The sequence below is a fragment of the Pseudomonas sp. S3_A03 genome (genome assembly GCF_054668275.1).
The window spans coordinates 5,818,924-5,835,281 of sequence record NZ_CP162753.1; the positions used below are offsets into that span (position 1 = coordinate 5,818,924).

Below are 16,358 nucleotides of genomic sequence, written 5' to 3' on the forward strand. Positions count from 1 at the left end.
TTGATCATAAGGCCGGGCACACACTTCCGTCATCCCCAAGGGAGGGCGAGAAGATGAAAGGTCAACAAGGTTTTGTATTGATGGCTAAACGGCCGCTAGTCGGGCTGTTCCACACCCTGGCGCGTTGGCAGGCCTTGCACCGCGAGCGCCAGATGCTGGCGAGCATGAGCGACGATGCGCTCAAGGACATCGGCCTCAACCGCGCCGATGTGGAGCACGAAAATCATCGGCATTTCTGGGAAGACCCGCTGCGAAAATGACGCGGGATGCAGTAGGGTAGGTCGCGCGCACTCAAGGAGATGTACATGCTCGCCGACCTGGCATTTTCCCTCAAGCAAGCTCGACGCATGGCTCTGGCGGCCCAGGGCTTTTCCGGGCGCCAGGCGCCTGCGCTGATCAAGGCTGCGCACCTTAACCGCCTGATCGAACGCCTGGGCGTGTTGCAGATCGATTCTGTCAACGCGGTGGTGCGCTCTCATTACCTGCCGCTGTTTTCCCGGCTGGGCAGTTATTCCCCGTTGATACTTGAACAGGCGGCCTGGAGCCAGGGACGACGGCGTTCGTTGTTCGAGTATTGGGGGCATGAGGCGTCATTGCTGCCCATGGCGCTGTACCCGTTGATGCGTTGGCGCATGGCGCGGGCGCAGCGCGGGCAAGGCATTTACTCGCAAATGGCGCGTTTTGGGCGCGAGCGGCAGGCGACTATCGAGCGTGTGTTGAAGACCGTCGAACAACAGGGCGCGCTGGGCGCGGGCAGTTTGTCCACCCGTGAAGAGCGCGCCGGCCCCTGGTGGGACTGGAGCGATGAAAAACATGCGCTGGAATGGCTGTTCGCCGCCGGCCTGGTCACCGTCGCGGGGCGACGCGGGTTCGAACGGCTCTACGATCTACCCGAACGTGTCATCCCCGCCGACATCCTGCAACGCGCGCCCCTGACCGAAGCCGAGGCCCAGCGCGGCCTGCTGTTGCACAGCGCGACAGCCCTGGGCGTGGGCACCGAAAAAGACCTGCGCGATTATTTTCGCCTGGACCCCGCCGATAGCCGCAGTCGCTTGGCTGAATTGGTCGAGGATGGCCAGTTGCTCGCGTGTCAGGTGCAGGGCTGGAAGCAAGCGGCGTACTGTCTCCCCGAGCCGAAGGTGCCACGCAAGGTGGCAGCCAGCGCCTTGCTGTCGCCCTTCGATTCGTTGATCTGGGAGCGCAGCCGCACCGAGCGTTTATTTGATTTCCATTACCGGCTGGAGATCTACACCCCGCAACACAAGCGGGTGTATGGCTACTACGTGCTGCCGTTTTTGCATCACGAGCGGATTGCCGCGCGGATCGACCTGCGTGCCGAACGCGCCAACGGGCGCCTGGCGGTGCATGCGGTACACGAAGAAGAACCGGGGCTGGATGAGGAAGGCCTGCTGGCGCTTGCGCTGAACCTGCGGCAAATGGCGAGCTGGCTTGGGCTGGAGCAGGTCCAGCTCAATTGCCAAAGGCCGAGTGCCGCCCGGTTAAGGGCGGCGATGATCAGGCTGGAGATTGATTTCTAGGGGCTGATCGCGGGCTTGCCCGCGAGGGCGTCAGTTCAGTCGGCAAGTCTCTCAGCGCTTGACCTGCTTCAAGGTCTCGGCAATCAGAAACGCCAGCTCCAGCGACTGATCGGCGTTCATCCGTGGGTCGCAATGGGTGTGGTAGCGGTCGGACAAGCCGTCTTCGGTGATCGGTCGCGCGCCGCCGATGCACTCGGTGACGTTCTGCCCGGTCATCTCGATATGAATCCCGCCGGCATAGGTGCCCTCGGCCTGGTGTACCTGGAAGAACTCCTTCACTTCACCGAGGATCTGCGCAAAGTCGCGGGTCTTGTAGCCGCTGCTGGCCTTGATGGTGTTGCCGTGCATCGGGTCCGAACTCCACAGCACCTGTTTGCCCTCGCGCTGCACGGCGCGGATCAGGTCTGGCAAATGATCGCCGACCTTGCCGGCGCCCATGCGCGCGATCAAGTTGAGGCGGCCGGGGTCGTTGTCCGGGTTGAGGATATCGATCAGGCGGATCAGGTCATCGGGGTTCATGCTCGGGCCGACCTTGACGCCGATCGGGTTGTTCACCCCGCGCAGGAATTCCACGTGAGCGCCATCCAACTGACGGGTGCGGTCGCCGATCCACAGCATGTGGGCCGAGCAGTCGTAGTAGTCATTGGTCAGGCTGTCGCGGCGCACGAAGGCTTGTTCATAGTTGAGCAGCAACGCTTCGTGGGCGGTGAAAAAGCTGGTTTCGCGCAGTTGCGGCGAGCCGTCCATGCCGCAGGCGCGCATGAACGCCAGGGTTTCATCGATGCGGTCGGCCAGTTGGCTGTATTTCTCGGCCAGCGCAGAGTTGGCGATAAAGTCCAGGTTCCACTTGTGCACCTGATGCAAGTCGGCAAAGCCGCCCTGGGCAAAGGCACGCAGCAAGTTGAGGGTGGCGGTGGACTGATGGTAGGACTGCAGCAGGCGGTCCGGGTCCGGCACGCGGCTTTTTTCGTCGAAGCCGATGCCGTTGACGATATCGCCACGGTAGGCGGGCAGGGTGATGCCGTCGATGGTCTCATCGTTGGCCGAGCGCGGCTTGGCGAACTGGCCGGCCATGCGCCCGACTTTCACCACCGGGCAGCCGGCGGCGAAAGTCATGACGATCGCCATCTGCAGCAGCACCTTGAAGGTGTCGCGGATTTTCGCGGCGGAAAACTCGACGAAACTCTCGGCGCAATCGCCGCCTTGCAGCAGGAAGGCGCGGCCCTGGGTCACCTCGGAAAACTGACGGCGCAACTCGCGCGCTTCCCCGGCAAACACCAATGGCGGGTAGCTGGCCAGGCTCTGCTCTACCTGCAACAGGTGTGCGGCGTCCGGGTACTGGGGTTGTTGCTGGATCGGCAGGGCGCGCCAGCTGTCGGGGCTCCAGGGTTGGCTCATCATGAACTCGATTGGGTGATTGACGGTCGGGCGCCAATGTTATCAGCAATTAGTGCGTGACCTGCTGCTGCCGGTTGGCCGACAATCGCGCCTTTGCCGTGCGGTAAACCCTTTAGGAGTAGTGATGACCGAGGAGCGTGTCGAGCGCCTGCTGGCTGAAGTCCATGATGATTTCGGCATGATCCGCGTGCTCGAAGTGGCCGATTACCGTTTTCTCGAGTTCGGCGATGCCATCGAGCAAAGCTGCGTGTTCACCGCCGATCCGAGTTGGCTGGAGTACGACTACACCCGCGCGATGCTGATCGGCGCGTTGTGCCATGAACAGCCGGAGAGTGCATTGTTCCTCGGTTTGGGCGCCGGTACGTTGACCCAGGCCTGCCTCAAGTTCCTGCCGCTGGAGGACGTCGAAGCCATCGAACTGCGCCCCGATGTGCCGCGCCTGGCCATTGAATTCATGGGGTTGGATGACGATCCGCGGTTGTACATCCGCATCGGCGACGCCCTGGATTTGTTGGAGACCGCTGAATCGGCTGACCTGATTTTCGTCGACCTGTATACCGATGTCGGCCCCGGAGTCGGGCACCTGGCCTGGACTTTCCTGGAAAACTGTCAGAAAAACTCAACCCCGGCGGCTGGCTGGTGATCAACCAGTGGGCCACCGACGATGGCAAGCCCCTGGGGGCGGCCTTGTTGCGTGGGTTGTATCACCGGCATTACTGGGAACTGCCGGTGAAGGAGGGCAATGTGATTCTGTTGGTGCCTTCGGAGCTTGATCAGGAACTCGACCTTGGCGCGCTCACGGCCCGCGCCGAGGCGCTGGCGCCGCGTTTGGGGTATTCGTTGCAGGCGTTGATCAAGGCGATTCGGCCGGCGACCTAGTTGTCTGTCCTGACGCCATCGGGGGCTTGCTCCCCGATGGCGGCCGTACAGCCAACTCAAATCCCTTGAACACTCCCGGCCGCTTCTCGACCATTGCCCGCACCCCTTCCCTGGCATCTTCGCTGTTAAACAATTTGTCCACCATCGGCGGCAAGGCTGCGGCGGCCACCGTCTCGCCTTCCATGCGCGCCAACCGTGCCGACATCAACGTAGCCTGCACGCCCAGCGGTGCCTGGCGGGCGATGCGGCTGGCCAGTTCGATGGCACGCGGTAGCAGGTCCTCGCTGGCCATCACTTCCTGCACCAGCCCCAGGCGCAGCGCTTCATGGGCATCGAATTCATCGCCGGTAAGCAGCCAACGCATGGCGTTACCCCAGCCGGCGATCTGATGAAAGCGCAATGTCGCGCCGCCAAACGGAAAGATCCCACGCTGTACTTCCATCTGCGCAAAGCGCGTATTGCTCGCGCACAGGTTGATATCAGCCGCCAGCATCAACTCGATACCGAGCGTCAGGCAGTAACCCTGGGCGGCGACAATCACCGGCTTGCTCACGCGTGGGCCGGCAAATACGCCCCATGGGTCACAGCCTCCCAGTGGCGGCTGCCAGCCCCCGGCCATCACGGCGCTGACATTGGCCAGGTCCAGGCCGGCGGTGAAGTGGTCGCCGTGAGCAAATACCACCGCGACGCGTGCAGCCTCGTTTCGATCAAATTCGCCATACGCCAGGCTCAATTGGTTGAGCAACTCCAAGTCAAAGGCGTTGCGCTTGGCCACCCGGTCCAGGCCCAACAGCAGGACATGGCCCTGGAGTTCACGACTGACACGGCTGCTGCTGGCTAGATTCATCGGGGGTGCCCTCGGGTGCGGGGGAAGGGTTTCGGACCAAAGGTCTTCAGGGTTGGGTGAACCGTTTAAGCTTTATGACCAACAGCGCCGGGCCTTTAAAAATAGACCCTGGCGGTGTTATCTGCAAAGACTGTGATTCAGCGCGGTTTATCGGCGCTTGCTGATAAAAAAAGCTCCCTTTTTCAGGTATTTCCGGTATAGTGCGCGCCGGCCTTTAACCGGGCCGCGTTTAGGTAGCGCAATTCCCCGAAGTCAGCTTCGGCTGCACGTCCGCACAGCGGACTCTTCCTTGACGAATCTTTTTCATTCATTCGTTTTCGCAAATCCCCGCCGACAAAGCAGCCAGGGCGACTCTTGAGTCTCAACACGGCATGCGCAGCTTTGGAGCATGGGTCTTTGCGGATGCACTTAGAGGCAGACCCATGACCCAGGAAACCGGCGGCTTCGCCGCTTTTAATCTTAACCCGAACATTCTTGCTGCCGTCATTGCGACCGGCTACGAAGAACCTTCGGCTATTCAGCAGCAATCGATCCCGATCATCATGGCCGGCCAGGACATGATTGGCCAGGCGCAAACCGGTACCGGTAAAACCGCCGCGTTCGCCCTGCCTATCCTGCACTGCATCGATCCTGCAAAGCGCGAACCGCAAGCCCTGATCCTGGCGCCAACCCGTGAGTTGGCGCTGCAAGTAGCAACCGCTTTCGAAACCTACGCCAAGCAAATGCCAGGCGTAACCGTTGTGGCCGTTTACGGCGGCGCGCCTATGGGCCCACAACTGAAAGCCATCCGTAACGGCGCACAGATCGTTGTCGCCACCCCGGGCCGTCTGTGCGACCACCTGCGTCGCGACGAAAAAGTCCTGTCGACCGTGAACCACCTGGTGCTCGACGAAGCTGACGAAATGCTCAAGCTGGGCTTCATGGATGACTTGGAAGTCATCTTCAAGGCTCTGCCACCGACCCGTCAGACCGTACTGTTCTCGGCTACCCTGCCACAGTCGATCCGTGCCATTGCCGAACGCCACCTGCGCGATCCGCAACACGTGAAGATCCAGACCAAGACCCAGACCGTTACCGCGATCGAACAGGCTCACCTGTTGGTTCACGCTGACCAGAAGACCTCGGCTGTATTGAGCCTGCTGGAAGTCGAAGACTTCGATGCCCTGATCATGTTCGTGCGCACCAAGCAAGCGACCCTGGACCTGGCCAGTGCCCTGGAAGCCAAAGGCTATAAAGCCGCTGCGCTGAACGGTGACATTGCCCAGAACCAGCGTGAGCGCGTCATCGATTCCCTCAAGGATGGTCGCCTGGACATCGTTGTGGCAACCGACGTAGCCGCTCGTGGTCTAGACGTTCCACGTATCACCCACGTGTTCAACGTTGACATGCCTTACGATCCGGAGTCCTACGTTCACCGTATCGGCCGTACCGGCCGTGCGGGTCGCGAAGGTCGCGCACTGCTGCTGGTGACTCCACGTGAGCGCCGCATGCTGCAAGTGATCGAGCGCGTAACCGGTCAGAAAGTCGCCGAAGTCCGCCTGCCGGATGCCCAGGCCGTTCTTGATGCCCGCATCAAGAAACTGACCAACAGCCTGGCACCGCTGGTGGCTGACGCCGAATCGACCCACGGCGATCTGCTGGACCGCCTGACCGCCGATATCGGGTGCACCCGCGTGCCCTGGCCGCAGCCCTGCTGCGCAAAGCTACCAACGGTCAGGCCCTGACCCTGGCCGCCATCGAGAAAGAACGCCCGCTGGTACCGAACAACGCGCCACGCGGTGATCGTCCAGAGCGTACCGGCGACCGCCCGGACCGTGGCGATCGTGAGCGTCGTGCTCCGGTTCCATTGGCTGAAGGTCGTGCTCGTTGCCGTACCGCGCTGGGCGCGCGTGACGGTATCGCCGCCAAGAACCTACTGGGCGCTATCCTCAATGAGGGTGGCCTGGCACGTGAAGCCATCGGTCGCATCCAGGTTCGTGACAGCTTCTCGTTGGTAGAGCTGCCGGAAGACGGTCTGGAAAAACTGCTGACCAAGCTGAAAGACACTCGCGTGGCCGGTAAGCAGTTGAAGCTGCGTCGCTACCGCGAAGATTGATCCGCCTCTTGGCTGATTGATCGCAGATAAAAAATCCCCGACTGGTTCGGGGATTTTTTTGTCTGGAAATTCGGGATCTGCGTCAGCCGAAGCGATAGATGTCCATTCCCAGGGCGCCCATGGTGAAGCCTTGGTGCGCGATGTTGAACTGACCGCCGGCACCGCGCGCAAAGTACAGCGGCAACAGATGCTCATCGCTGGGGTGGCTGCGCACGGCATGTGGGGCCTGGCGCCGGTAATCGTGCAGCGCGGCTTCATCATCGGCAGTCAGCTTGTCTACCATCCAATCGCGAAAGTCGCGTGCCCAGGGCTCGATGCTTTCAGGCCCGGCATGCCAGTCCAGCTCTCCCAGGTTATGGGTGATGCTGCCGGAACCGATCAGCAGCATGTCTTGTTCACGCAGCCCCGCCAAGGCGTGTCCGACTCGGGTTTGCAGGGCAGGGCCCATTCGGCTGGGCAGGGAAACCTGGACCACCGGGATATCCGCCTCGGGGTACATCAGCGACAGCGGCACCCAGGCGCCGTGGTCGAAAGGGCGTCTTGTCATCGATTCGAGCTGCCAGGCCATCGGCGTGCAAGCGTTCGACGATCTCGCCCGCCAGCTGCGGGTCGCCCGGTGCCGGGTATTGCACGGCAAACAGCTCGCGAGGGAAGCTGCCGAAGTCGTGCCAGGTTTCGGGCGCCGCACTGCCGCTGACCAGCAGTTCATGGCTTTCCCAGTGTGCCGACACCACCACAATCGCCTTCGGGCGGGTTATTTGCGCCGCCAAACGTTGCAGCGCCGGGCCACTGGCGCCGGGTTGCAGGGCGAGCATCGGCGAACCGTGAGAGATAAACAGGCTAGGGAGCATAAGAGGGGTCCTGAGCGTTAACATGAGCCCATCTTCAATCAGATCATTGATCTAAATCTAATATAAGTTTTAGCGCTATTTGATCGATTTTTCAGAGGTGACCCCATGGAGCCCACATTTTGGCAAGAGCGCTGGGCGCGCAATCGAGATCGGCTTTCACTTGTCCGAGGTCAACCCTTACCTACTCCAGTATTGGCCGCAACTGGACTTGGCTGAAGGCGCCAAGGTGCTGGTGCCATTGTGTGGCAAAAGCCTGGACCTGATCTGGCTGGCCAGTCATGGGCACCCTGTGCTCGGTATAGAACTGTCGGAGCTGGCGGTTGAAGCGTTCTTTGACGAGCAGAATCTGACGCCTCGCATCACTCGACGGGGCGAATTCAAGGTGTACCAGGCGGGTTCGATTGAACTGTGGTGCGGTGACTTCTTCGCCCTGGCTGCAGACGCAGTGGCCGATTGCACCGCGCTCTACGACCGTGCCGCGTTGATTGCCTTGCCGCCATTGATGCGCGCGCGGTACGCCGAGCATCTAAGCGGCCTGTTGCAGCAGGGCTGCCAAGGGTTACTGGTCACCCTCGACTACGACCAGACGCAAAAGGCCGGCCCACCCTTTGCAGTAACGGATGACGAAGTGAGGGTTCTGTTCGGGTCGCACTGGACCCTGCGGAAGCTTGCAGAGCAAGACATCCTGAGCGAGAGCTGGAAGTTCGTGCAGGACGGCGTCACGCACCTCGACGAGCGGGTCTACAGGCTCGTGCTGGAATAAACCGGGGCTCACAAAAAAGGAGCGATCCAGTCGCTCCTTTTGTGTTTGCCGATGCTATCAGCCGCGACGACGCAGTGCGTCGATGCGTTCTTCCAGCGGCGGGTGGCTCATGAACATGCGAGCCAGGCCTTGCTTGATGCCGCCGTTGATGCCGAAGGCGGTCAGGCTGTCGGGCATATGCACCGGCAGGCCCTGTTCGGAGCGCAGGCGTTGCAGTGCGCCGATCATTGCGCTGGTGCCCGCCAGGCGTGCGCCGGCTTCGTCTGCGCGGAACTCGCGTTTGCGCGAGAACCACATCACGATGGCGCTGGCCAGGAAGCCCAGTATCACTTCAGCGAAGATGGTCGCCACGAAGTAGGCGATGCCGCGACCGCCTTCATTCTTGAAGATCACCTTGTCGACAAAGTTACCGATGATCCGCGCGAAGAACATGACAAAGGTGTTCACCACGCCCTGCACCAATGCCAGGGTGACCATGTCGCCATTGGCCACGTGACCGATTTCATGGGCCAGCACCGCTTTTACTTCATCGGGCGAAAAACGCTCCAGAAGCCCCTGGCTCACGGCCACAAGGGCGTCGTTCTTATTCCAGCCCGTGGCGAAGGCGTTGGCTTCATAAGCAGGGAAAATCCCCACCTCGGGCATTTTGATACCTGCTTCTTGAGACAACTGCTCCACGGTTTGCATCAGCCATTGTTCATGGCGAGTGCGTGGTTGAGTGATGATCTGGGTGCTGGTGCTCATCTTCGCCATCCACTTGGAGATGAACAGCGAGAAAAGCGAGCCGGCAAAACCAAAGACCGCACAGAAGATCAGCAGCTGATTGAGGTTCAGATCAACCCCGTTGGCCGCCATGAACCCGTTGAACCCGAAAAGGCTCAGGGTGACACTGGCAATCAGCACGACCGCCAGGTTAGTGGCCAAGAACAGCAGGATGCGCATCATGGTTGTAGATTTCTCCTCATGCTTAATATGTCGCTTACTGCGGGGTATATAAGGTGCAGCCTGGGGTGATTCAACCGGGCGACTATTTCAAACTGTGTCCTACAGCCTGGATGTAGAGCCCTGAAGGGATTTTCCGACCCGGAATATAACCCCTGATTAGCCTCCGGTTGCCTCACAGCCCTGCAATTATAGGGGGCCGGCGGCTGAAGAGGGGCAACTCAAGGGCTTCGAACGGCCACGCACAGAGAAGTGTTGCCAGATAATCGCTGTACGACCGGATGTCGCTCGTACAGCGCGATTTTCGCTACTGGCGATAGGACTTGAGGAAATGGCCGATACGACCAATGGCCATTTCCAGGTCGTCCACACGCGGCAAGGTCACCACGCGGAAGTGATCCGGCCATGGCCAGTTGAACGCGGTGCCCTGGACCACCAGCAGTTTTTCCGACAGCAGCAGGTCGAGCACGAACTTCTCATCATTGAGGATCGGGCAGACTTTCGGGTCGATCCGGGGAAAGGCGTACAACGCGCCCATGGGTTTTACGCAGCTCACGCCCGGGATTGCGTTGAGCAGCTCCCAGGTACGGTTGCGTTGTTCCAGCAGGCGGCCCTGGGGCAGTATCAGGTCGTTGATGCTCTGGTAACCGCCCAGGGCGGTCTGGATCGCGTGCTGGCTCGGCACATTGGCGCACAGGCGCATATTGGCCAGCATATCGATGCCCTCGATGTAGCTCTGGGCATTGTGTTTCGGGCCGGAGATGGCGATCCAGCCGGAGCGGAACCCCGCCACGCGGTAGGACTTGGACAACCCGTTGAACGTCAGGCACAACAGGTCCGGTGCCAGGGAGGCGGTGCAGATGTGCACGGCGTCATCGTAGAGGATCTTGTCGTAGATCTCGTCGGAAAACACCACCAGGTTGTGCTGGCGCGCCAGTTCGAGCATGCCCAGCAGCACTTCCTTGGAATACACCGCGCCGGTAGGGTTGTTCGGGTTGATGATCACCAGGGCCTTGGTGTTAGGGGTGATCTTGGCCTTGATGTCGGCCAGGTCCGGGAACCAGTCGGCGCCCTCATCGCACAGGTAGTGCACCGGGTGGCCGCCGGCCAGGGTCACGGCAGCGGTCCACAGCGGGTAGTCAGGTGCGGGCACCAGCACTTCGTCGCCGTTGTTGAGCAGTGCCTGCATGGACATCACGATCAGCTCGGACACGCCATTGCCCAGGTAGATGTCTTCGATGCCGACACCTTCCACCTGCTTTTGCTGGTAGTACTGCATCACCGCCTTGCGCGCGCTGAACAGGCCCTTGGAGTCGCTGTAGCCCTGGGCGGTAGGCAGGTTGCGGATCACGTCCTGCAGGATCTCGTCGGGCGCTTCGAAACCAAAGGGCGCCGGGTTGCCGATGTTCAGCTTGAGGATGCGATGGCCTTCCTCTTCCAGGCGTTTGGCGTGCTTGAGCACTGGGCCGCGAATGTCATAGCAGACGTTGGCGAGCTTGTTCGATTTGCTGACCTGCATGGCGATGTGATCCTGAAAATGAACGATCCAGACGGCGTGGACACTACCGTACTGTGAAATCCCGCGAGGCGCGCACCCATAAATACGTTTGAATGCCGATAGCGCGGGTGCCAGACTGGCGTTTTGAAGAGGCGCAATCATACGTGCCGCCTGATCCATGGAAAAGACACAGATCAGGCTTTTTCAGTTGCCGAGGTGTACCGATGGAAAAGTTGCAGAAGACCGTTGAAGAATGGAAGGCCATGCTCGATCCGGAGCAGTACAACGTGTGCCGCCTCAAGGGCACCGAGCGACCTTTCAGCGGCAAGTACAACGCAACCAAGACCGACGGCGTGTACCACTGCATTTGCTGCAATGAGCCGCTGTTCGATTCCAAGGCCAAGTTTGACTCCGGCTGCGGCTGGCCCAGCTTCTATGAGCCGATCGCCGACAGCGCGATGGTCGAGATCCGTGACGTCAGCCACGGCATGATTCGCACCGAAGTCACCTGTGCCAAATGCGACGCGCACCTGGGCCATGTGTTCCCGGATGGCCCGCCGCCGACAGGCTTGCGTTACTGCATCAACTCGGTGTGCCTGGACCTGGTGCCGCGCTAAGCCATGATCGCCCCCAGCCTTTGCATTTGCGTGCGGGGGCGATCTATAACGGGTTATAAGTGTGGTCAATTAAATTGCACACAATTGAATTGCTCGCTATTTTTATCGCCTTTCTCTGACGTCGAGGCACTGCCATGAGCGACAACCTGCTGAGCATCCCCTGCACCACCATCAAGGGCGAGCAAAAGACCTTGGCCGACTTCTCGGGCAAGGCTGTGCTGGTGGTCAACACTGCCAGCAAATGTGGCTTCACCCCGCAGTACAAGGGCCTTGAACAGCTCTGGCAGCAATACAAGGATCAGGGCCTGGTGGTGCTGGGGTTCCCCTGCAACCAGTTCGGCAAGCAAGAGCCGGGTGACGAAGGCGCTATTTCCGAGTTCTGCGAGCTGAACTTCGGTGTCAGTTTCCCGTTGTTCAAAAAGATCGACGTCAATGGCAGCGACGCCCACCCGCTGTTCGTCCAACTGAAGAAACGCGCGCCGGGCTTGCTCGGCTCCAAGGGTATCAAGTGGAACTTCACCAAGTTCCTCGTCGGCCATGACGGCCAGGTGGTCAAGCGCTTCGGCCCGACTACCAAGCCCCAGGACCTGACTCAAGAGATCGAAGCGCTGCTCAAATGACCGATTTGCCCGCTGTATCCCTGGCGCTGGACAACCAGCTGTGCTTCAAGCTCTACGCGGCTTCACGCGCGGTAACCCGCGCCTACAAGCCGATGCTCGATCAGTTGGGCCTGACGTACCCGCAATATTTGGCGATGTTGGTGTTGTGGGAGTGGCACGACGCTCCCCCGGCACAACCTACGGTCAAGGCCTTGGGTGAGCGTCTGATGCTCGACTCAGGCACGTTGACACCCTTGCTCAAGCGCCTGGAGCAACTGGCGTGGGTGCGACGCCGACGCAGTGCCCAGGATGAACGCGAAGTGCACCTGAGCCTGAGTGACACCGGCGCGCAACTGCGTGATCGGACCCTCGCCCTGAAGGCCCGGCTGTTGTGCGACAGCGGCGTCGACCTGAACCAGGCCGACGCCCTGCGCGACGGTCTGGATCAATTGCTGGCACAGGTCACAGCGCTGTCGTGGTCGGCACCCACAGGTCCAGCAGGGCGTTGAGTTCTTCGCGGCGGAACGGCTTGGCCAGGTAATCGTTCATTCCCGCCGCACGGCAGCGCTCGCGTTCTTCGGACATGGCGTTGGCCGTCAACGCGACAATCGGTAATTCCGGCCAGCGTCCGCTGTGGCGTATCTGCCGGCTGGCCTCGTAGCCGTCCATCACCGGCATGTTGCAGTCCATCAACACCATGTCGAAGCGTTGTTCTTCGAGAAATCTGAGCGCTTCGCCACCGTGGGCGGCCACGATCACTTCGCAACCCAGCTTGCTGAGCATGCCTTTGGCCACCAATTGGTTGACGGGGTTGTCCTCCACCAGCAGGATTCGCGCCCGATGTGCGAGCGGGGCGGCGTCCAGCTGGATCGGGTCAAGTACCAGGTGCGCGTCGGTGCGCAAGTTGCGTTGCAGGATCTGGTGCAACGCGCTGCGGCTCAAAGGGCGTGCCTGTTGCTGCAGCGGCGCCAGGGCGGCGACTTCTTCGCTGGGCATAAAGTTGCCGTAGGCCGTCACCAGCAAAATGGGCGCGGTAATACCCGGCCGTATGCGGAACAGGCATTCCGGGCAGTCGGTAATCAGCAGGTCGGGCGTTTGCCCGCTCAAGTCGTCATCCAGGGTTAAGCAACGCGGTGCCAGCCCCCAACTGGGCAGCAGGGTCGTGAGCAACTCCGCCAGGCCACTGCCGGTATTGGTGATGACGATCACTGCGCCTGTGAGCGGCGCGAGTTGGGCCGCCGGTAGGTGGGTGGGCAGTGGCAGGTCTGCGCAGAACTGGCTGCCAAAGCCCACTTCCGAGCTGATGCTCAAGCGTCCCTTCATCGCGTCACACAGGTTATGCGTCAACGCCAGGCCCAGGCCGGTACCGCCAAACTGGCGAGTGATCCCTGCGCCCGCCTGGGTGAACGGTTGGAAAATTTTCGCCTGGGCTTCCTGCGCAATGCCGATGCCGGTATCACACACTTCAACGCGCACTCCGCCGTCATGGGTGCGCAGGCGCACGTCCACCCGGCCGAAGCGTGTGAACTTCAACGCGTTGGACAGTAGGTTACTGACAATTTGCCGTACCCGGGTCGGGTCGCCCAGTACCTGGGATGGAAACTGCGGGTCGATCAGGCACGTCAGCTCGACGCTTGGCGCGGCGTTCTGCGACAGCAGGTTGGCGGTGTCTTCCACCAGCGCCCCCAAGTCGAACGGGATGTGCTCCAGCTCCAGTTGGCCGGCGTCGAATTTGGACAGGTCGAGAATATCGTTGAGCAACTCCACCAGTACTTTGCCGGAGTCATGGGCGATGGACAGTTGCTGACGTTGTTCGGCGTTCAGCGGGCTGTCCAGCGACAGCGCGATCATACCCAACAGGCCATTGAGCGGCGTGCGAATCTCGTGGCTCATATTGGCCAGGAACGCCGCCCGGGCCTGAGCCATGCCTAATGCACTCATCTTTGCGGCTTCCAACTCATCGTTGGACTGGCTCAAGCGCTGGTTGCTGGCCTTGAGCTCCAGGGTGCGCGCGGAGACGATGTTCTCCAGTTGCCCCAGATATTCCGTCAACCGGTCTTCCGCATGGCGGCGCTGTTGGATCTCGGTTTCCAGCGTGTCGAATTGCTGGTTGGCGACGTTTACCAGCACGCCGATTTCATCGTGTTCATGCCCCGGCGGGCAGTCCAGGCGGGTCTGTTTGCGAGTGCTCAGCTCACCGATAATGCGCACCAGCGGTTGCGTCAGCATCACGTAGAACAAGCCCAGCAGGATGCCGGTCAGCAAAAGGCTGCGGGCAAAACCGTTGAGCAGGGTTATCTCGGCGCGACGCAGGAAGCGGCTGCCAAACGCGTAGGTGTCGACGTCCAGCCGCAGCACGCCAAGGGACTCGTTGGGCATGTGGCTCAGGAACAGCCGGTCTTCGAACTGGCGGTTGGCGCCGAACAAAAAGTCGCTGATGGGACGATAGGTGCTTTCTTTGCGCGGCCGGTCGACATCGGCCAGCACCACACCGTTGTTGTCGATCAACTGCACGTGCGTAATGGCGGGGGAGTACAACAAGCCCAACGTCAGTTCCTGGGCCAGTTCGGCATCGATGTTGTAGGCAATGCGTGACGCGGGGTTGTGGCTGATTTCAATCAACGAGCGAATTTCACGGTTGATGGATGCGTCTTCGCTGGCATAATCAATGCCGATTTGGATCAGGCTGAGCAAGGTTCCCAAGACGAAACCGACCAGCACAGTCAATCTGGCTTGTTTATAAGACAAGCGGTGGGCGAACTTGATATCCATCGAGTGTTGAACCACGTTACGTTTCCCTTCGCCCGGCAAGCATAGCTGAACATCCACAAGCGTTTGCTGCCCGGCATGAATCGTTCTTTACGCAGCCCTGTACGGCCTGTCGCAGGGTTGCCAATACGCCATCTTTTGCAGGAAGTTGCCAGAGGAATAATTGTGGATTCTCGATTGAATGCCTTTCTTGAGCGCGCTGACGCCGTGCTCGCCCGCCTGGAACCCTTATTGCCCGCGCCACGGCAAACCATCGACTGGAACCAGTGCCTCGCCGCCCGCTGGCAGCGCGAAGGCCGCAGCGGTTTTCTGTTGCCGCTGGAGGTGAGCCTGGATATGCGCTTGTCCGACTTGATCGGCGTGGACAAGCAACGTGAAACACTGGCGCGCAATACTCAACAATTCCTCGATGGCCTGCCCGCCAACCATGCGTTGCTGTGGGGTTCGCGTGGCACCGGCAAATCGTCGATGGTGCGCGCCTTGCTGGCCCAGCATGCCCAGGCCGGTTTGCGCCTGATCGAGATCGAGCGTGACCATCTGGCCGACCTGCCGCGGGTGGTCGAGCAACTGCTCAAGCTGCCGCAGCGGTTCATTCTGTTCTGTGACGACCTTTCGTTCGAGGCCGGTGAAGGCGACTACCGCGTACTCAAGAGTGTGCTGGACGGCTCCCTGGAGCAGGCGCCGGAAAACGTGCTGCTGTACGCCACGTCCAACCGCCGCCACCTGGTGCCGGAAAACCAGAGCGACAACGACAATTGGAAGCGTGTGGAGGGTGAACTGCACCCCAGCGAAGCGGTGGAAGACAAGATTGCCTTGTCTGACCGTTTTGGCTTGTGGCTGTCGTTCTATCCCTTTACTCAAGAGCACTTCCTGGAGGTGGTGGAGCACTGGGTGGGTGAGCTGGCCGGCAAGGCCGGTTTGCAATGGCAGCGGGATGAAGCGCTCGACATTCTTGCCGTGCGCTGGGCGACCGGGCGCGGCAACCGCAATGGCCGTTGCGCGTATCAATTCGCCCGCTATTGGGTGGGCCTGAAACTGCTGGAGCGTCAACCATGATCGATTTACAGCAGGCCGGCACCGGCCTGGACGGCTACGCCATGCTCTGCGCACAGCTGGAGTCGCTGTTGGCCGATGAGCGTGATTTCATCGCCAATAGCGCGCAGTTTTCCGCCTTTCTGTTTAACCAGCTGGACGATCTGAACTGGGCCGGCTTTTATCTCAATCGTAATGATGAGCTGGTGCTGGGGCCGTTTCAGGGCCAGATCGCCTGTGTCCGTATTCCGTTCGGGCGAGGGGTGTGGGGCTGCAGCGGCGTCGCGGCAAACCCAGCGGGTGGAGGATGTACACGCGTTCCCCGGGCATATCGCCTGTGACAGTGCATCCAACAGTGAGTTGGTAGTGCCGTTGGTGAAGGCCGGCCAACTGATCGGCGTTCTCGACCTGGACAGTCCTTCGCTGGCCCGCTTTACCCCGCAGGACCAAGTGGGTATTGAACAGCTGGCGGCGATTTTCCTGCGCCTGACCGATTGCTGATCCGGCAGGGGCGGTCTTGGGACCGCCCT

At 60.7% G+C, this 16,358-nt stretch carries 10 protein-coding genes and 6 pseudogenes; 10 read left to right on the forward strand and 6 right to left on the reverse strand.

The genetic code is table 11. The features are described from left to right. Positions 1-53 precede the first annotated feature (53 nt). Both AB4O25_RS26855 and AB4O25_RS26860 read left to right on the forward strand, forming a co-directional pair. Complete coding sequence (locus AB4O25_RS26855; RefSeq protein ID WP_026067384.1) at positions 54-260, forward strand: DUF1127 domain-containing protein; 207 nt, start codon at positions 54-56, stop codon at positions 258-260. A 45-nt stretch (positions 261-305) separates the two neighbouring features. Further along, positions 306-1,538, forward strand: a complete 1,233-nt coding sequence (locus tag AB4O25_RS26860; protein ID WP_135196761.1) for a winged helix-turn-helix domain-containing protein — start codon at positions 306-308, stop codon at positions 1,536-1,538. A 51-nt stretch (positions 1,539-1,589) separates the two neighbouring features. On the opposite strand, the gene AB4O25_RS26865 is transcribed toward AB4O25_RS26860, so the two are convergent. Next, complete coding sequence (locus AB4O25_RS26865) at positions 1,590-2,936, reverse strand: class II 3-deoxy-7-phosphoheptulonate synthase (protein ID WP_460150179.1); 1,347 nt, start codon at positions 2,934-2,936, stop codon at positions 1,590-1,592. Positions 2,937-3,060: 124 nt separating this feature from the next. Here AB4O25_RS26865 and AB4O25_RS26870 point away from each other — a divergent pair. Then, a pseudogene (locus AB4O25_RS26870) lies at positions 3,061-3,815 on the forward strand (spermidine synthase). Between the two features lie 61 nt (positions 3,816-3,876). On the opposite strand, the pseudogene AB4O25_RS26875 reads toward AB4O25_RS26870, so the two are convergent. Next, positions 3,877-4,662, reverse strand: a pseudogene (locus tag AB4O25_RS26875) (crotonase/enoyl-CoA hydratase family protein); the annotation flags it as partial. A 388-nt stretch (positions 4,663-5,050) separates the two neighbouring features. Between AB4O25_RS26875 and AB4O25_RS26880 the strand changes: the two are divergent. Further along, positions 5,051-6,757 (forward strand): annotated as a pseudogene (locus AB4O25_RS26880) (DEAD/DEAH box helicase). 82 nt (positions 6,758-6,839) lie between these two features. Here AB4O25_RS26880 and AB4O25_RS26885 read toward each other — a convergent pair. Further along, positions 6,840-7,608 (reverse strand): annotated as a pseudogene (locus tag AB4O25_RS26885) (DODA-type extradiol aromatic ring-opening family dioxygenase). A 105-nt stretch (positions 7,609-7,713) separates the two neighbouring features. Between AB4O25_RS26885 and AB4O25_RS26890 the strand changes: the two are divergent. Continuing rightward, positions 7,714-8,371 (forward strand): annotated as a pseudogene (locus AB4O25_RS26890) (thiopurine S-methyltransferase). Between the two features lie 57 nt (positions 8,372-8,428). Here the strand turns inward: AB4O25_RS26890 and htpX are convergent. Then, a complete protein-coding gene (gene htpX / locus AB4O25_RS26895; protein WP_017529367.1) occupies positions 8,429-9,316 on the reverse strand; it encodes a protease HtpX in 888 nt (295 codons plus the stop codon). 304 nt (positions 9,317-9,620) lie between these two features. After that, positions 9,621-10,832, reverse strand: a complete 1,212-nt coding sequence (locus AB4O25_RS26900) for a pyridoxal phosphate-dependent aminotransferase (protein ID WP_017529366.1) — start codon at positions 10,830-10,832, stop codon at positions 9,621-9,623. A 203-nt stretch (positions 10,833-11,035) separates the two neighbouring features. Here AB4O25_RS26900 and msrB point away from each other — a divergent pair, with 203 nt between their 5' ends. The 3 genes from msrB (at position 11,036) to AB4O25_RS26915 (ending at position 12,536) form a co-directional block, all read left to right on the forward strand. After that, positions 11,036-11,428: a peptide-methionine (R)-S-oxide reductase MsrB gene (msrB, locus tag AB4O25_RS26905; RefSeq protein ID WP_017529365.1), complete on the forward strand. Its 393-nt coding sequence runs from the start codon at positions 11,036-11,038 to the stop codon at positions 11,426-11,428. A 134-nt stretch (positions 11,429-11,562) separates the two neighbouring features. Further along, the gene (locus AB4O25_RS26910; RefSeq protein WP_017529364.1) at positions 11,563-12,048 is read left to right on the forward strand and encodes a glutathione peroxidase; all 486 of its coding nucleotides are present in this window, start codon (positions 11,563-11,565) and stop codon (positions 12,046-12,048) included. Continuing rightward, entirely contained in the window at positions 12,045-12,536 is a 492-nt protein-coding gene (locus AB4O25_RS26915; protein WP_460150181.1) for a MarR family winged helix-turn-helix transcriptional regulator, read from the forward strand. The genes AB4O25_RS26910 and AB4O25_RS26915 overlap by 4 nt, the downstream gene beginning before the upstream one ends. On the opposite strand, the gene AB4O25_RS26920 is transcribed toward AB4O25_RS26915, so the two are convergent. Continuing rightward, positions 12,490-14,799 (reverse strand): hybrid sensor histidine kinase/response regulator, encoded by a 2,310-nt coding sequence (locus tag AB4O25_RS26920; protein WP_026067383.1) that lies wholly within the window; start codon positions 14,797-14,799, stop codon positions 12,490-12,492. The genes AB4O25_RS26915 and AB4O25_RS26920 overlap by 47 nt on opposite strands. Positions 14,800-14,961: 162 nt before the next feature. Here AB4O25_RS26920 and AB4O25_RS26925 point away from each other — a divergent pair, with 162 nt between their 5' ends. Further along, positions 14,962-15,852, forward strand: a complete 891-nt coding sequence (locus tag AB4O25_RS26925; RefSeq protein WP_065876587.1) for an ATP-binding protein — start codon at positions 14,962-14,964, stop codon at positions 15,850-15,852. Further along, positions 15,849-16,329 (forward strand): annotated as a pseudogene (locus AB4O25_RS26930) (GAF domain-containing protein). The gene AB4O25_RS26925 and the pseudogene AB4O25_RS26930 overlap by 4 nt, the downstream one beginning before the upstream one ends. Positions 16,330-16,358: the final 29 nt, after the last annotated feature.

Coding starts and splice junctions, on each gene's coding strand:
- AB4O25_RS26855 (WP_026067384.1), top strand. CDS start 54: ATGAAAGGTCAACAAGGTTTTGTATTGATGGCTAAACGGCCGCTAGTC.
- AB4O25_RS26860 (WP_135196761.1), top strand. CDS start 306: ATGCTCGCCGACCTGGCATTTTCCCTCAAGCAAGCTCGACGCATGGCT.
- AB4O25_RS26865 (WP_460150179.1), bottom strand. CDS start 2,936: ATGAGCCAACCCTGGAGCCCCGACAGCTGGCGCGCCCTGCCGATCCAG.
- htpX (WP_017529367.1), bottom strand. CDS start 9,316: ATGATGCGCATCCTGCTGTTCTTGGCCACTAACCTGGCGGTCGTGCTG.
- AB4O25_RS26900 (WP_017529366.1), bottom strand. CDS start 10,832: ATGCAGGTCAGCAAATCGAACAAGCTCGCCAACGTCTGCTATGACATT.
- msrB (WP_017529365.1), top strand. CDS start 11,036: ATGGAAAAGTTGCAGAAGACCGTTGAAGAATGGAAGGCCATGCTCGAT.
- AB4O25_RS26910 (WP_017529364.1), top strand. CDS start 11,563: ATGAGCGACAACCTGCTGAGCATCCCCTGCACCACCATCAAGGGCGAG.
- AB4O25_RS26915 (WP_460150181.1), top strand. CDS start 12,045: ATGACCGATTTGCCCGCTGTATCCCTGGCGCTGGACAACCAGCTGTGC.
- AB4O25_RS26920 (WP_026067383.1), bottom strand. CDS start 14,799: ATGGATATCAAGTTCGCCCACCGCTTGTCTTATAAACAAGCCAGATTG.